General features: G+C 63.4%; 11 protein-coding genes. 3 read left to right on the top strand and 8 right to left on the bottom strand.

Annotated features, from left to right (window positions below):
• Positions 1 to 38: 38 nt before the first annotated feature.
• Positions 39 to 590, bottom strand: coding sequence for a hypothetical protein (locus ACZ5WW_RS14925; RefSeq protein ID WP_377171585.1), 552 nt, complete (start codon positions 588 to 590; stop codon positions 39 to 41).
• Between the two features lie 134 nt (positions 591 to 724).
• Between ACZ5WW_RS14925 and ACZ5WW_RS14930 the strand changes: the two genes are divergently transcribed.
• Positions 725 to 1414 (top strand): YceH family protein, encoded by a 690-nt coding sequence (locus tag ACZ5WW_RS14930; RefSeq protein ID WP_377171587.1) that lies wholly within the window; start codon positions 725 to 727, stop codon positions 1412 to 1414.
• Between the two features lie 3 nt (positions 1415 to 1417).
• On the opposite strand, the gene ACZ5WW_RS14935 is transcribed toward ACZ5WW_RS14930, so the two are convergent.
• From ACZ5WW_RS14935 to ACZ5WW_RS14945, 3 genes are all read right to left on the bottom strand, one after another.
• Entirely contained in the window at positions 1418 to 2965 is a 1548-nt protein-coding gene (locus tag ACZ5WW_RS14935; protein ID WP_377171589.1) for a S1C family serine protease, read from the bottom strand.
• Between the two features lie 41 nt (positions 2966 to 3006).
• Positions 3007 to 4512, bottom strand: coding sequence for a S1C family serine protease (locus tag ACZ5WW_RS14940; RefSeq protein ID WP_377171591.1), 1506 nt, complete (start codon positions 4510 to 4512; stop codon positions 3007 to 3009).
• A gap of 85 nt (positions 4513 to 4597) precedes the next feature.
• Positions 4598 to 6271: a sialate O-acetylesterase gene (locus ACZ5WW_RS14945; protein ID WP_377171593.1), complete on the bottom strand. Its 1674-nt coding sequence runs from the start codon at positions 6269 to 6271 to the stop codon at positions 4598 to 4600.
• Positions 6272 to 6379: 108 nt separating this feature from the next.
• Between ACZ5WW_RS14945 and ACZ5WW_RS14950 the strand changes: the two genes are divergently transcribed.
• On the top strand, positions 6380 to 7954 hold the full coding sequence (locus tag ACZ5WW_RS14950) for a peptide ABC transporter substrate-binding protein (RefSeq protein WP_377171595.1): 1575 nt from the start codon (positions 6380 to 6382) through the stop codon (positions 7952 to 7954).
• A gap of 42 nt (positions 7955 to 7996) precedes the next feature.
• Here the strand turns inward: ACZ5WW_RS14950 and ACZ5WW_RS14955 are convergent, their stop codons facing one another.
• Positions 7997 to 9565 (bottom strand): hypothetical protein, encoded by a 1569-nt coding sequence (locus tag ACZ5WW_RS14955; RefSeq protein ID WP_377171597.1) that lies wholly within the window; start codon positions 9563 to 9565, stop codon positions 7997 to 7999.
• Positions 9566 to 9659: 94 nt separating this feature from the next.
• Between ACZ5WW_RS14955 and ACZ5WW_RS14960 the strand changes: the two genes are divergently transcribed.
• On the top strand, positions 9660 to 12197 hold the full coding sequence (locus tag ACZ5WW_RS14960) for an efflux RND transporter permease subunit (protein WP_377171599.1): 2538 nt from the start codon (positions 9660 to 9662) through the stop codon (positions 12195 to 12197).
• Here the strand turns inward: ACZ5WW_RS14960 and ACZ5WW_RS14965 are convergent.
• Genes ACZ5WW_RS14965 through ACZ5WW_RS14975 form a run of 3 tightly spaced genes read right to left on the bottom strand, consistent with a single transcriptional unit; the run spans position 12190 to position 14694 of the window.
• Positions 12190 to 13449 (bottom strand): beta-ketoacyl-[acyl-carrier-protein] synthase family protein, encoded by a 1260-nt coding sequence (locus tag ACZ5WW_RS14965; protein ID WP_377171601.1) that lies wholly within the window; start codon positions 13447 to 13449, stop codon positions 12190 to 12192. The genes ACZ5WW_RS14960 and ACZ5WW_RS14965 overlap by 8 nt on opposite strands.
• Positions 13446 to 13805 carry an acyl carrier protein gene (locus tag ACZ5WW_RS14970; protein WP_377171603.1) on the bottom strand — a complete coding sequence of 120 codons (360 nt, stop codon included), beginning with the start codon at positions 13803 to 13805 and terminating at the stop codon, positions 13446 to 13448. The genes ACZ5WW_RS14965 and ACZ5WW_RS14970 overlap by 4 nt, the downstream gene beginning before the upstream one ends.
• A 37-nt stretch (positions 13806 to 13842) precedes the next feature.
• Positions 13843 to 14694, bottom strand: a complete 852-nt coding sequence (locus tag ACZ5WW_RS14975; protein ID WP_377171605.1) for a methyltransferase domain-containing protein — start codon at positions 14692 to 14694, stop codon at positions 13843 to 13845.
• Positions 14695 to 14696: the final 2 nt, after the last annotated feature.

Here is a 14696-nt window from a genome sequence, read left to right on the forward strand (position 1 = left end):
GCTGTGGGTAAAATACGGCTGTGCTGCCGGGCGCGAGATCAGTGATGATGACCACCCATGTGGCCGCCGCCACCAAAGCTGTGGCCACCGCCGCCGAAGCTATGACCGCCACCGCCAAAGCTGTGACCACCGCCACTAAAGCCGCCAAAAGATCCGCCGTGCGTGGAGTGCCCGCTGAATGGCGAGCCGCCGAGATTGTGGCTGGCAAAGCTGTGGCTGCCTAGAGAGGGGCCGCGGAAGCTGTTGTTAAACGAGGGCAGGCTGGGACGGCCTACGAACGGAGAGCCGTAGTGTCCCCGGTTGTAACCGACGTTGCCGAAATTGCCAAAGCTGCCGTATGAGCGGTAGCTGCTGGGGTAATAGCCCCGGCTGTAGTAGTTATTGTAAACGTAGGGCCTGGAGTAACCGCCATAGTACCCACCCAGCAGCCCCATGCCCAGCAACGGGCTGGAATAGTAGTTGTTGTTATAGTAGCTGCGTCCGTAGCCACCGTACCCGTAACCGTAGGCTGGATACCCGTAGATATCGCAGGAGGAGAGCGAGATCGCGGCCATGAGTGCGCCGCAGATGAGGAGAAGTTTCGTTTTCATAACAGAACATTCGACGCCGCCCCCCAGTAAGTATTCAGAATTAATTTCACATTCCTTTAAAACCAACCATGACCGGATCTTGAACGCGGCGTGGAGCCGTGGATGATGGGCGGCTTTTTCCCAAGCCATCCTCCATGTCCGCTGAATCCGTCACCTCCGCCATTCTGTTCACCCTCACGCCCGAGGCAGCCCGCGTCATGGGCTGCCTGCTCGAAAAGGAGATCACTCTGCCAGACTATTACCCGATGACGCTGAACGCGCTGGTGACGGCATGCAATCAGACGACCAATCGTGACCCCATCGTGCGCTATGATGAACGCACCGTGCTGCGGGCGTTGGAGTCGATGAAGTCCCACGGCTACGTCTTTGAAGTGAACATCGTGGGCGGCCGCACGCTGAAGTACCGGCACAACCTGAAAGGCAAGCTGCCCGGTCTGGAGCGCCCCCACATGGCGCTGCTGTGCATGCTGCTGCTGCGCGGCTCGCAAACCGCAGGCGAGCTGCGACAGAGAACGGAGCGCCTGTTTGAGTTTCCCGACATGCAGAGCGTGGAGAACGCGCTGGCGGAGCTGATCGGCTACAACGAAGGGCCGCTGGTGCAGTGCATCCCCGCAGGGCCGGGGCAGCGCGTGGCGCAGTTCATGCACCTGCTCTGCGGCGAGGTGGCAGGTGCAGATGCTGCCACGCTCTCCGCCCATGCGCCGGCCATTCCCGCACCGGAAGACTCGTCCGATGCGGACTGGCGCACGAAGATGGAGGCGGAGATCACGCTGCTGAAGGCGCAGGTGTCGCGGCTGCAGACGCTGATCGGCGCGGTGAAGTAACCGCTACTCCAGACGCTTCAGGCTGCCGATGCGGTACGCGCCGCCGAGCAGGCGCATGTTGTCGCGCTCAGCGCTGAAGGTGTCGAGGTAGAGGATGTGAGGAAATTCATTCAGCTCGATGACGTGCATGTTGTCCTTCGCGTTCTTGAAGGCCTCCGCGAGATCATTGAGATCCTTGATGGCCATGCCGTTGACCTTGTTGACCACCTGCCCGCCGAGCTTGTCGTAACCCTGGGCACTGGGGGTGGGCAGGACGAGGCTGAGGAAGACGAGCTTTTTGCGACCTTCCTCCTCAAACTGGTCCGGGTGGGAGGCGATGTGCGCGAGGCGCAGGATGGCGCCGCCACGACGCTCCTCGCCGAAGGCGTCGAGATACGGCCGTGAGAGCTCCTGAAACAGCAGCCCGCCCATGAGCACGTAGCGCGGGCCTTTGTCGAAGAGGTATGGCAGCACGAGGTAGTCATCCGGCTTGCGGCGAGTGAGCTGCCCGTTCAGCGTGACTTCCTTGCCTTCACGAATCACTTTGATCTCCACCTTGTCCCCCACGTAGGCACGCCCGCGCACGAGGTGGCTGGAGCTGAGGGGGCCGAACTGCGGGTCCTTGTAGTCACCGCGTGAGTCGATGGCGAAGCCGTTGATGGCCACGAGGATGTCCCCCTTTTTCATGCCGGCTTTTTCTGCGGAGCCGCCCTTCATGACCATGCTGATGAGCACGCCGGGGGCATCGGGCTTGAGGCCGAGGAATTCGCGGAACTGCTCGTCCAGCGTGGACTGCAGCTCCATGCCGAGGCTGGGAAAGCCCTCGTAGCTGCCGTCTGCGAAGTCCTTGAGAAAGTGCTCAATGATGGGCGCAGGCAGGATGGTGGTGACCTGGTTTTTGGAGTCGTAGCTGAGGAGCAGGCCGACGAGCTTGCCTCCTTTGACCACCGGGAGGGTGAAGCTGTTGGCCTCGCTGCGCACGATGTTGTTGGCTTCATAGACCAGAAAGCCCGAGCCTTCGACGTTGTACTGGCGGGTGAGCACCTTGCCGATTTTGAGCTCGCTTTTGATGAGCTCGCCCACACGGCCTGTCTGCAGGATGTCCACCTTGTCATCGATGTGGGTGCTGGTGTCCACCGCCATGGGCTTGAGCCCGGCAAAGAAGGCCTTCTGCTTTTCAGACGGGGCAGACTCCAGCAGCGCCAGATTGGCCTCATAGTCCACCGCAACGACCTTGGCAGGAATCTTCTGGCCTTTGTCCGGAAGCTCCAGCTCGATGTAGGTGGCGTCTGCGACCATCTGCCCGGTGACGAGCACACGGTTTCCGGCAAGCACGACGCCAAGGCCGCGGCGGCCCGAAGGCGACTCCTTCTGCCACGGCAGGTGCAGACTGAAGGACTGGGAGGTGGCGTTCACGCGCACCAGGGAGTTGCTCTGCACCACCTGGTGCGGCGCGTCGGCGACCACGGGGGCGCGTTTCTTTCTGGGGGCTTCTTCAGGCGCGGGGGCTTGCGCGCGCGCAGAGACGGCACCGACTGCGAGGGAGAGGAGAAAAATCTGGGAGAGCTTCATGGCTGCTTCGAGGATGAAAGGTTCAAGTTCGGATCTCGCGGTTATTCATCGCCCAGATAGGCGTCTTCCAGGATGTTGTAGGTCTCCATGATGCGTTTGTGCGCGGCCTCGGCGAGTTCACGCTTGAGCACCAGGGGACGGTTTTTTTCCAGCAGCACGATCTCGATGAAGGGCTTGTCCTTTTTCGCAAGCGCGGTCTGCACATCCTTGAGCGTTTTGATCTTCACGCCGTTGATCTCATCCACGACGCTGTGCGCGTAAGGGGTGATCCAGGTGTTCACCTCATCCGGCAGCACATTGGTGAGCACGACGGGCTCGGGCCGCTCCACGTAGAGCTTGTCAGTGAGGAAGTTGTCAAAGATGTAGTTCACCGTGTCGTCGCGCATCTGATGGGCGTCCATCAGGTTGCGGTCCAGCGGCTGAAACACGAGGCCGGCATTGACGATGTAGCGGGGGCGCTGGTTGTACTGCGCACCAAGACGCACATAGGGGTCGAAGCGCTTCAGCGTGACGGTGGCCTCCAGCTTTTTGCCGCCGCGGAGGTACTTCAGCTTGATGGTGTCTCCGGCGAACTTGCGCTCGACGATTTCATTCATGTCCATCAGCTCCCCCTCAAAGCGTACAAGGCCGTTGTTCATCACCGGGTTGTCATCGATGCTGAGGATGACGTCTCCGATTTTCAGGATGTCTGCCACGCTGCCCTGGGGCTCCACATCTCCGACCATCACGCCCACTCCGTCTCCGTTGGTGCCCAGCGCCTTGGCCTGTGCCGGATTTTCGATGGGGAAGTCGCTCGCGGCGAGATCCACATAGTGGTCGTAGCGGCCGTCTTCAATATCCTTGAGGAAGCGTTTGATCACAGGCACCGGAATCATGTAGCCGACGTTTTGCGCCACGCGGCCGCTGAAACCCTGGAAGGCCACGCCGACGACCTTGCCCGCCTGCATTACAGGGCCGCCGGAGTTGCCGGGATTGATCGCGGCATCCACCTGAATGGCGAGATGGGAGTCCACGCTGGTGTGGCTGTAGGGGCGGAAGTCGATGCGGGAGACGACGCCGCGGGTGACGGAGATGCGATCACCGCCGATGGGATAGCCGATGGCGATGACTTCGGTATTGAGCTGCGGGATGCCGCCGAAGTCGAGCGGCTTGAGTTTTTCAAAATGCTTGCCGTCCTCAGCCTCGATCAGCGCGAGGTCGCAGTCATGCGCGATGTGGACGATCTTGGCCGCATGCGGCTCGGGGTCGTTCGTGGTGCGGATGAGGATGCGCGTGGCATTGCTGACGACGTGGGCGTTGGTCAGGAAGCGGTTTTTGCCGATGAGGAAGCCGGTGCCGCTGCCGCCGCTGGGCTGGCCGGCATTCCAGGGCTCACGATAGTCGGGCACCAGCACCGAGACATCGATGTTCACGATGCCCTCCCAGGCGCCTGAGGCCACATCGATGGCCTGGGCCGCTGCCGGTGGCGGTGCCGCCGCTGGCTGCGCGCAGAGGGCGGACGGTAGCAGAACCAGGGCGAGAAGAGGCAGAAGCGGTCGGGTGTTCATGCGGGTGACGTGAAGTCACAAACATACGCAGCCCGCCGCCTCTAACACAAGTTTGCTAAAGAAATAATCGCCATCGGCACTGCCCCTACTTCCCGGCCGGCGCCTTCTTCCTGGCCTCGTTGGCTTTTCTCGCCTCCATCAGCTTCTTGAGCTCTTCGGCACGCCTGGCGTTCTGCGCTTCGGCGCTGTTCGGATTGGCTGGGTCGGTGATCATCTGAAAGTCATCGGTGCGGAAGGGGGTGACGGGCAGGCCTTCGGCGGAATAGACATTGCATACCGGATTGTCCGCCCAGGCATAGCGCACGGCCACGGGCCTGGCCACGCCTTCGGCGCTGACTTCGATCTGGTTGGTGCCTTTCTTTGAGCCGCCGATGATGCTGGCCTTGGCCCACACCCATTTCTTGTCCTCGCCGCAGACGGCGAAGCCTTTGACTTCGTCCGTGTCCACCGTGCGCAGGCCCTGCGGTGCAAAATCGAAGGTGAGAAGGGCTTTGCCGCCTTCAAAATTCGCGCCCTTCAGCTCGGGGCTGCGATAGACGAGCTGCTGGCCGTAGTCCTTCACCAGAGCCCAGCGGGCGAGGCGCTCGGCCACGTCGCGCTTGTTTTTGGGGTGGATGTCGTTGGCTTCGCCGAGGTCGGTGATGACGCACTGGCCGGTGTGCGGCAGCTTGCTCATCGTCAGGGTCTGGGCTTCGCGCAGCTCGGCCCAGTCGCTGTCTCCTGGCTCAGTCTGGTAGGGCTTGAAGTCGGCCAGCTGCACCCAGTAGAAGGGGAAGTCTCCCTGGTTCCACTCCTTGCGCCAATGCTCGATCATGAAGGGGAAGAGGTCGCGGTATTCCTTGGCGCGGCTGGCATTGGACTCGCCCTGATACCAGATCACACCCTTGATGCCGTAGCCGATGGTGGGATGCAGCACACCGGCATACAGGTTGCCGGGGCGGTGCTGGCCGGTGAGGGGGTTCTGCGGTGCACGTGGCGCCTGGGCCGTGAACATCTTGCCTGCCTTGAGGGCTTCCGCGCGGGCTTTGGCCCATTCGGCCACCTTCGTCTTATGATCAGCGACCTGCTTGTCGAAAGCCGCCTGCGTAAAAGTCGACTCCGTCTGCTTCCAACGTGCGATGATGGAGGCAAAGCGCGGGTCTTTCTCCAGCACATCTCGCTTCACCCAGGCCTCGCAGGCGCTGCCACCCCAGGCGTTGTCGATGAGGCCCACAGGAACGCCGAGCATCTCGCGCAGCACGCGGCCAAAGTGGTAGCCCACGGCGGTGAACTGCGCTGCGCTGGTGGGCGTGCATTCCTCCCACTGGCCTTTGAAGTCATTCTGGATCTCCTGCGTGCCCACCTGCGGCACGGAGATGAGGCGGAGCTGGGCGTCCTTCGCCTGGGCGATGTCCAGGTCCGCATCCCAGGTGCTGCTGAGGTTGAACCCCATATTGGACTGGCCGGAGCAGATCCACACCTCGCCCACGAGCACGTTTTTCAGCTCCTTGCTGCTGCTGCCCTTGATGCTGATCGTCGCGGGCTTCGCATTCGCCGGCACGGCATCCAGCTTCACAGTCCATTTGCCGTCCGCGCCGGCTTTGGCGGTCTTGGTCTGTCCGGCAAAGGTCACCGTCACCTCGGTGCCCGGAGCGTCCCAGCCCCAGACCGGATTGGCCTGCTTCTGCTGCAGCACCATGTTGTCGCCGATGATGGCGGGGAGTTTCAGTTCCGCGCGGGCGGAGACGGCCAGGAGGGAGAGAAGGCAGAGAATGCGCATGGGGTTGGGAAAAAGTCGGTCGTTGGGAACGCTGTGCGCGGGCGGTTCATTGCAGCAGGATGCAAGGATTATGCTGCGTGCAGCCGCAACCGTGTGCTAGCTTTTCCGGTGATCCGCCTCGCCCTCGCCGCCGCTCTTCTGCTTTCTCTCGCCGCCTGCGGGCGTTCGCGGCCGCGTGCGGACCTGGTCTTCATCAATGGCGCGGAGCCGGAGAGCATCGACCCGCATGTGGTGACGGATCAGGTGGGCATGCGCATCGCCTCGGCCCTGTTTGAGGGGCTCTGCCGCATCGATGAAGCCGGCAAGCCGCAGCCGGGCATGGCGGAGCGCTGGGAGGTGACGCCGGACCGCAAGACCTACACCTTTCACCTGCGCCCGAACACGGTGTGGAGCGACGGCACGCCGCTGGGCGCGCAGGATTTTGTCTATTCCTGGAAACGCGTGCTCTCGCCGGACTTTGGCGCGGACTACGCCAGCCAGCTCTACGTCATCAAAAACGCCCGGTCGCACCACGAGGGCACGCTCAGGGATTTCACGCAGGTGGGCGTGGTGGCTCTGGATGACCGCACCCTGCGCGTGGAGCTGGAAAATCCCACGCCCTACTTCATCGACCTCTGCGCCTTCACCGCATTCTATCCGGTGCCGCGGCACATCATCGAAAAACATGGCACGGCATGGATCAAGCCGGGCACACTGGTGGGCAACGGAGCCTACACGCTGCAAGACTGGCTGCTGGACGACCGCATCTCGCTTCATCTCAACGAACGCTACTGGGACGCCGCCAATGTGGGGATGAAGAGCATCGACATCCTGCCCATCTCGGAGCCCAACACAGCGATCAACTACTTCCTCACCGGCCAGGCGGACCTCATCATGGACAAGGGCATGGTGCCGACCTCGCTGACAGCCAAGCTCAAGCAGGAGCCTTACTTCCACACCGGCCCCTTCCTGGGCAGCTACTTCACGCGCTTCAACGTCACCCGCGCCCCGTTTGACAATCCCAAGATCCGGCTGGCCTTCTCACTGGCGATAGATCGAAAACGTGTGACCGAAAAAATCACGCAGCTCGGCGAGCGCAATGCGTACAGCCTGACCCCGCCCGGCGCGGGGCAGAACTACCAGCCGCCTCCCGGGCCGGAGTTTGACCCCGAGAAAGCACGCAGGCTCCTCGCCGAGGCGGGCTACCCCGGAGGCAAAGGCTTCCCGCGTGTGGAGTACCTCTACTTTCCCAAGCCGGTGGAGCGCAACATCGCCGTCGAACTTCAGGCCATGTGGCGGGAGCATCTGGGCGTCAGCGTGGATCTGGCCAAGCAGGAGTGGAAAATCTACCTCTCCTCCATGAAGGAGAAAAACTACCACCTCTGCCGCAGCAGCTGGGTGGGCGACTACAACGACCCGGGGACGTTTCTCGAAATGTTCCTCGCAGGCAATGGCAACAACCGCACCGGCTGGGCAAACGCAGGGTATGACGGACTCATCGCCGCCGCCGCGCGTGAAGCTGACCTGAACCAGCGCAACACGCTCTTTCAGCAGGCGGAAAAACTCCTCGTCACCGACGAGGCCGTCCTCATCCCCATCTATCACTACGTGGGCGTCCAGTTTTTCCATGCCAGCCGCCTCGCAGGCGTGCAGGCAAACATGATCGATGATCACCCCTTCCGCTGCATGCGGTGGAAAAAGTAGCCCGGCTGCGCGCCCGATGTGCCGGGCACCGCAGACCTGCCCCTACCTGGCAACCCCTGCCACCGCCATCCCCAGCTCCACCGTCGGCTCCGCCGGGTCATTCATCGGCGGCTCCGTGGGCGAGCCATTGGCGGATTTGAGATCATTGCCAACGGACCAGATCAGACCGCGCGCGAGATTGTACTGGAGCGGGGCGCCGGTGTAGGGGTCCACAGGCACATCGAGCAGGAAATTGAAAGTGCGCAGCTGTTCGAGGGTGGCCGGAGGCGTTTTCTTCTCGGCCATGCAGCGCCGCACCGCGAACAAGGAGATGATCAGATTCCCGCGCGTGCGCGCCATCCCCAGCGCCGCGGGCATCGGGGTGTAGAACTTCATGCGCTGGTGGTAATAGGCGAGCCCGGCGGAATTCGGCTGGTAGGGGGCCTCGGCGGCAGTGTCGTCCTTCAGCCGCACATCGGCGGTGAGGACCAGGGGTGTCTCCGCTTCATTTTTGATCTGCCGGAAGGCCATGGCAAAATGCTGCAGGGTCTCATATGGCTTGAAGAACAACCGACCGGGGCGCTGCAACTGCACGCCACCGGGCATGGTGTCGAGATTCTCCCCGCTCTTCGGGCCGAGGATGAGCTTTTTCTCGTGCACGTAAAAGGCATTCATCGCCCCCTGCAGCATTTCCGTGGTGGGCTGGCAGACGCTGAACTGGCGCTGAAACTGCCGCAGCGTGGCCTCCGGCAGCCGGGTCTGACGCAGCAGGTCCGCCAAGGTCTGCGCGGCTAGCTTCTGCGCCTCCAGGGACTGCTGATAGCAGGACGGCCAGGCCCAGAGCTGCTCCAGGCGCCAGCCAAGTTCCGCGAGATCGATCGCTGCAGTAAACGCCGCCTCCTCCTGCATGCGGCGGGAAAGGTATGCCGCCTCTGCCTGCTTGAGCACGAGCACCTGATGCCAGCGCGGATCTGCGCATGGGTCTGCAGCATGCCATGCCGCATGGGCGGGGTGCCAGTCGGCGTCCTCCAGCAGATCCCGCAGATTGTCCAGGGCGATGCCGTTGGACTGCACGACGCGTGCGAGCGTCGGCGTGTCCCACAGCCACGGCGGCCTGCCACGCAGCTGCGAGCTTTCAAAGGGCACCAGCGCGTTGAGGAACTTGCGCAGCTTGCCAGGGGTCTGGATCATCACCGCCTGATCGACAGGCCGGTTCAAAAGCAGGTCTTGGTCCAGCCCCGGAGCCTGGTCGTCCACATAGAGCCATGCGATGAAGACCAGCATGAGCAGGCCCATGCTCAGGATGGCCAGCGTGGACCATGAGACCTCACGCTCGGCCGCCGGTGTGGTCCGCGGCCTGGACACGAGCCGGGAAGGGGGCGCCTGGCGTGGCAGGGCGGGCCTTTCCTCCAGGGCTGCCGGCGGCGGCTTCTGCACCGAGGGTTTGGGGACTGCCTGGGGCTCCTGCCTTGCCGGAGGTCTTGGCTCCTCGCTCTGCCGGCGCTTTTTGCCAGGCGGGGCGTCCAGCCACTCCAGATCCAGCTCCCAGGGAGACGCCCATGCACCACCCGCGTCTCCGCTGCGTGCGGGCTTGTCAGCGGGCGTTTCTGGCGGCGTGTGGGGCCGGATCATGCGCCGCAGCATGAATGCAGTCATGCAATCCCGCAACGTGCGTCATTGCGAAGCAGCCGGGTCGCGGCGAAAACTGAGAGCTGTCATAGCCTCCATGGATTTACCTCCTTCATCTGCTGCTTCAAAAGGCGGCATCACACGGTTTTTCGTCGAACACCGGCTCCTCGGCTGGCTGACGATGTTTGCAGTTCTGGTCTGGGGCTGGCTGGCTTTTCAAAGCCTGCCACAGCAGGAAGACCCCACCTTTCCCACGCATGACGCCGTGCTCGTGACGGTGCACCCGCTGCTCGACGCAGCGCAGATGGAGCAGGAGGTGACGGCACCGCTGGAGGCCGCGCTCGCGCGCCTGCCCACGCTGGAAAAGCTGCAGTCGCAGTCGCGGGACAGCATCTCCACCATCGTCATCCGGCTGCAGGCAGACCGCAAAGAGGTCATCGGGGAGCAGTGGCGGAAAACGCGTGAGATCCTGCAGGCGATCACGCTGCCCGAGGGCTGCGAAGCACCACGCCTCGAAACAGACTACCAGCTTCCAGCCACGCTGCTGTTCGCGGTGCTGGGCGCTGAGGCAGGCCCGGCGGCTGATGTGATCGAGAAAGAGCTCAGGTCCGTCTCCAACACAGGGCGCATCCGGCAGTTTGGCCATGCGCCGGAGCAGATCGCCTCGTTTGAGGACATGGTGGCGGCCAGCTACAGCGTGCGCACCCTGCACCGTGCGGAGGACGGGCCGCTGAAGCCCTGGGCAAGCGTGCTGGTGGCCGTGGAAATGAAGGCGGGAAACAACATCCACGACTTTAAAGAAGCGGTGCTGGCCAGGACCGGGAGCCTCAGGCTGCCGGAGGGCGTGAAGGTCATCACTGTCTCCGACCAGCCTGCGGCCACGGCGCACCGCATCGGTGAATTTTTGCGCTGTTTCATCGAGGCGGTGCTGGTGGTGGTGCTGGTGGCGCTGCTGCTCATGGACTGGCGCACGGCGCTGGTTGTCGCCGTGGCCATCCCGCTCACCATCGCGATGACGCTCGGCGGCATGGCGGCGCTGGGAGTGCCGCTGCAGCAGATTTCCATCGCGGCGCTGATCATCTCCCTGGGCATGCTGGTGGATGATCCGGTGGTGGCCTCAGACGGCATCAACCGCGAGCTTGCAGACGGGCAGCCGCGTGGCATCGCGGCCTGGCTCGGCCCTTTCAAGCTGCGGCGCGCGATCTTCTTCGGCACCCTCATCAACATCGTGGCCTTCCTGCCGCTGGCGCTGCTGCCGGGAGACATGGGCGCCTTCATCATCTCGCTGCCCGTGGTCATCACGCTGGCGCTGGTGTCCTCGCGCATCGTTTCCATGACGTTCATCCCGCTGCTGGGCTACTACCTACTGCGCGGGCAGAAGGGCTTTGATGCCGCCAGCGGCTCGCACCCGCTGCACCGGCTCATCCCGTTTTACAAAAGCACGCTGCAGCATGCGCTGCGCCGGCCGCTGTTCACCATCATCGCCGCGTACGGTCTGCTGGGCTGCAGCACGGCGCTCATCCCGTTTTTCGGCAAGCAGTTCTTCCCGGTGGCAGAGCGCAACCAGTTCCTGATCGATCTCCGCCTGCCGGAGGGAAGCAGCATCGAGCAGACGCAGAAGGTCAACGCGCAGATCAGCGACAGGCTGCAAAAGGAGGAGGCCGTGCAGAGCGCCGTCGTCGTCAGCGGCGGGGGCACGCCGATGTTTTACTACAACGTGCTGCCACGCCAGCCCGCCGCCAACGTGGCGCAGGTGCTGGTAAACACACGCCATGCGGAGGATGTGCCCGCACTCATCGTGCATCTGCGCGAGGTCTTTGACCGCGAGATCCAAGACGCGCTCTGCCTCGTGAAACAGATCGAGCAGGGGCCTGCGCTGGAAACGCCGATCCAGATCGAGATCAGCGGCGGGGACATCCCGGCCAAGACTGCGCAGGTGCGCCAGGCGCTGACCGTTGCCGGAGCCTACAAGGTGCATGATGACTCGGACGTGATCACCCGCATCGATCAGCAGCGCACGGTGACGGTGAAGGCGCTGGCTCCCTTCGGCATGCTGGCCTCGGGCATTCTGAACAAGGCACGCACCTCCTTCCCGGCCTCCGGCATCGCCTTCGGTGGCGAGGAGCGCGAGCTGACGACCAGCCAGCGCGAGATGGAGCGCGTGCTGAAGATCTCGCTGGCCCTCATCGCGCTGGCGATGATGGTGCAGTTCCGCTCAGTGATGAAGTCCCTCGTGGTCATGCTCACGGTGCCGCTGGGACTGACCGGCGCGTTTGCGGGCATGGCGGCCACGCATGCGTCGTTTGGCTTCATGGCGCTCATCGGCATCGTCAGTCTGGCGGGCGTCATCGTCAGCCACATCATTGTGCTTTCAGATTTCATCGAGGAGGAAAGGGCCGGTGGCGTCGAGCTGGAGACAGCGCTCATGCGCGCCGCGCTGGTGCGCCTGCGCGCCGTGCTGGCCACGGTGTTTGCCACGGTGTGCGGGCTGATCCCGCTGGCCGTGACGGGAGGCGAGCTGTGGCGGCCGCTGACGGCGGTGCACATTTTCGGCCTGCTTTTCGGCACCGTGCTGACGCTGGTGCTGCTGCCCGTGCTCTACCTCCAGTTTGCCCGTTGGCGCTGGATCAGGTAGCCGAAAAAATCAGCGCCACGTTCGAGCCGCCAAAGCCGCTGGAGTTGCTCATGGCCACACGCGGGGCCTGATCAGTCGGACTGGTGAGAATGGAGACGCCTTCGCAGGCGGGGTCGAGCTGCTGGATCTTGGCGGAGATGGGCATGAAGCCCTCCTTCAGCGCCAGGCAGCTGATGCCTGCCTCCAGCGCTCCTGCGAGGCAGAGGCCGTGGCCCGTGAGCGCCTTGGTGCTGCTGACCTTGGGCCGCGCCTCTCCGGTGAAGACGGTTTTCAGAGCGCTGAGCTCTGCGACGTCTCCTGCCTGGGTGGCCGTGGCGTGGGCGTTGATGTAGTCAACCGCCTCAGGAGCGAGGCCGGACTCCTGCAGGGCGTTCGTCATCGCGCGGGCGAGGCCGCTGCCGGAGGGGTCCGGGGCCACGACGTCGTAGCCGTCCGAACTCTGGCCCCAGCCTTTGACCTCGGCGTACACTTTGGCGCCACGCTCGGCGGCAGATTCCGCCTCTTCGAGCACGAGCACCACACCGCCGCCGGTGATGATGAAGCCATCGCGGCCCGCATCAAAGGGACGGGGAGCCAGCGCGGGATCTGTCTGCGGGCTCAGGGCGCGCAGTGAGGCAAAGGGCAGGATGGTGTGAATCTGCTGGGCATCCTCCGCACCGACGACGAACATCCTCTTCTGCCGGCCCAGGCGGATCATGTCGCAGGCATGCCCGAGAGCGTGGGAGGAGGAGGCGCAGGCGCTGTTGAAAGCCAGGGTGGCCCCCTTGATGGCAAAACGCGCTGTCAGATTGAGGTGCAGCGAGTTTGGCATGCCGGTGATGACCATGGGGGCGGAAGTGCGGGCCGGGCCGCGCTTGATCACCGAATCCATCGCCAGATAAGTCATCCAAGGGGAGCCTGCCGAGGCGCAGTACAGGCCCGTGAGCGGATCGGAGACCTGCTCCGGCGCCAGTCCGGCGTCTGCAATGGCCTCCTGCATGGCAGCCGTGGCAAACACGGCATGCGGCACCATGGTGCGCAGCTGCGCACGGTTGAGCTGCACATGGGCCGGGTAGGTCCAGTCCAGCGAATCAGGGGAGGGGAAATCAAAGCCCTTCACCGTGCCTGCCAGCTTCACGCGGTCATTGGCGGCGGCCAGCTCCGGCACAAACTCGATGCCCGAGCGCGCCTCGCGCAGGCTTTGGGTCACTTCGGCCCGGTTGTTGCCAATGCTGGAAATGAAACCCAGGCCGGTGACGACGACGCGCTTCATGAAGGATTGCTGGCGCCGAATTTGGTGCGGAGAAATTTCTTCAGGTCCCCCAAGGTGACGATGCTGCCGAGCTCTTCGGTGGCGATGGTGAGGCCGAGCACTTCCTCCGCCGTCATCACCACTTCGATCATGCCAAAGGAATCCATGCCGATGTCCTCGACGAGCTTCATGTCATCGGTGACGGAGGCCATGCCGTCCGGCCGGGGATTGGCGGCATCCCGCGCGAGCACGCCGAGGATGATGGCGTCGAGCTCGTCGAGATTCTTGGTTTCTTCAAAGCGCAACGCGGCGGCCAAGGTCTCCTCGCTGCAACGCTTGAGGGATTTGGTGATGTCTTGTTTTCGTTCTTCGCTCACGGGCATGAAGGCTGTTTTAGTCAGTTCTGGGTGTGGTTCAACGCTTTTCGGCGCTGAAGACGCCGTAACGCTGGATGCCCAGCTCATAGGCGAGCCAGATGCGGAACAAAGTCAGGGCGAAAATACGGTTCGGATTACGGGAGCTGAACAGGAAACGGCGGTAGTGCGATTTCGTCAGCAGACCTTTCACGGTGCGCAGGGCGCAGAGCGGCCAGGTGCGCTTGACCTGCCGGGCGTAGTCCTTGCACTGGTAGTTCACAAAACCGGCCCCCTCCGTGGCGGCGCGAAACTCGCTCTCCGGCCTGACTCCGGCGATCTGCGTCTCACGGGTGATGGCGTCGATGAAATGGCGCCGGGCAAAGGCATCGGGATTCTCACAGGACATCCACGCGGTGGCGACCAGCCGGCCGCCGGGTTTCATGACACGGTAGCACTCACGGAAAAAGCCGGGAAGGTCGGGCATGTGCTCCAGACTTTCGACCGTCTGCACGATGTCGAAGTGGTTGTCCGGCAGCTGGTTGTCATACCAGTCGCGCAGCATGAAATGAGTCTTGCCGGGCACGGAGTTGTTGGCCTGGGCATAGGCGAGCTGCACGGCGGAGATGGTCATGCCGGTGATGTTCACCCCGTGGCGCTGGGCCAGGATCCGCGCCGTGGTGCCGTAGCCGCAGCCGATGTCGCACACCTCCTGCCCCGGGCTGTGGTGGCCGAGATCGGCGACGATCTGGATGAGATTTTCCGCAGCTTCCGTGTCGGTTTCGCGGCCAGTGAGCCAGACGCCGTGGTGGATGTGCTCACCCCAGATCTCGCGGTAAAACTGGTCCAGGTCGTCGTAGTGGGCGGCGGCGCCGTCGATGGTGGGGATGTATTCGGGCGTGGTGGTGGTCATGA

The sequence above is a fragment of the Prosthecobacter fluviatilis genome (assembly GCF_055388355.1).

Bases quoted from the DNA above. Each gene is read 5' to 3' on its own strand.
- ACZ5WW_RS14955 (WP_377171597.1), bottom strand. From the start codon at position 9,565: ATGATCCGGCCCCACACGCCGCCAGAAACGCCCGCTGACAAGCCCGCA.
- ACZ5WW_RS14930 (WP_377171587.1), top strand. From the start codon at position 725: ATGTCCGCTGAATCCGTCACCTCCGCCATTCTGTTCACCCTCACGCCC.
- ACZ5WW_RS14965 (WP_377171601.1), bottom strand. From the start codon at position 13,449: ATGAAGCGCGTCGTCGTCACCGGCCTGGGTTTCATTTCCAGCATTGGC.
- ACZ5WW_RS14940 (WP_377171591.1), bottom strand. From the start codon at position 4,512: ATGAACACCCGACCGCTTCTGCCTCTTCTCGCCCTGGTTCTGCTACCG.
- ACZ5WW_RS14975 (WP_377171605.1), bottom strand. From the start codon at position 14,694: ATGACCACCACCACGCCCGAATACATCCCCACCATCGACGGCGCCGCC.
- ACZ5WW_RS14935 (WP_377171589.1), bottom strand. From the start codon at position 2,965: ATGAAGCTCTCCCAGATTTTTCTCCTCTCCCTCGCAGTCGGTGCCGTC.
- ACZ5WW_RS14960 (WP_377171599.1), top strand. From the start codon at position 9,660: ATGGATTTACCTCCTTCATCTGCTGCTTCAAAAGGCGGCATCACACGG.
- ACZ5WW_RS14925 (WP_377171585.1), bottom strand. From the start codon at position 590: ATGAAAACGAAACTTCTCCTCATCTGCGGCGCACTCATGGCCGCGATC.
- ACZ5WW_RS14945 (WP_377171593.1), bottom strand. From the start codon at position 6,271: ATGCGCATTCTCTGCCTTCTCTCCCTCCTGGCCGTCTCCGCCCGCGCG.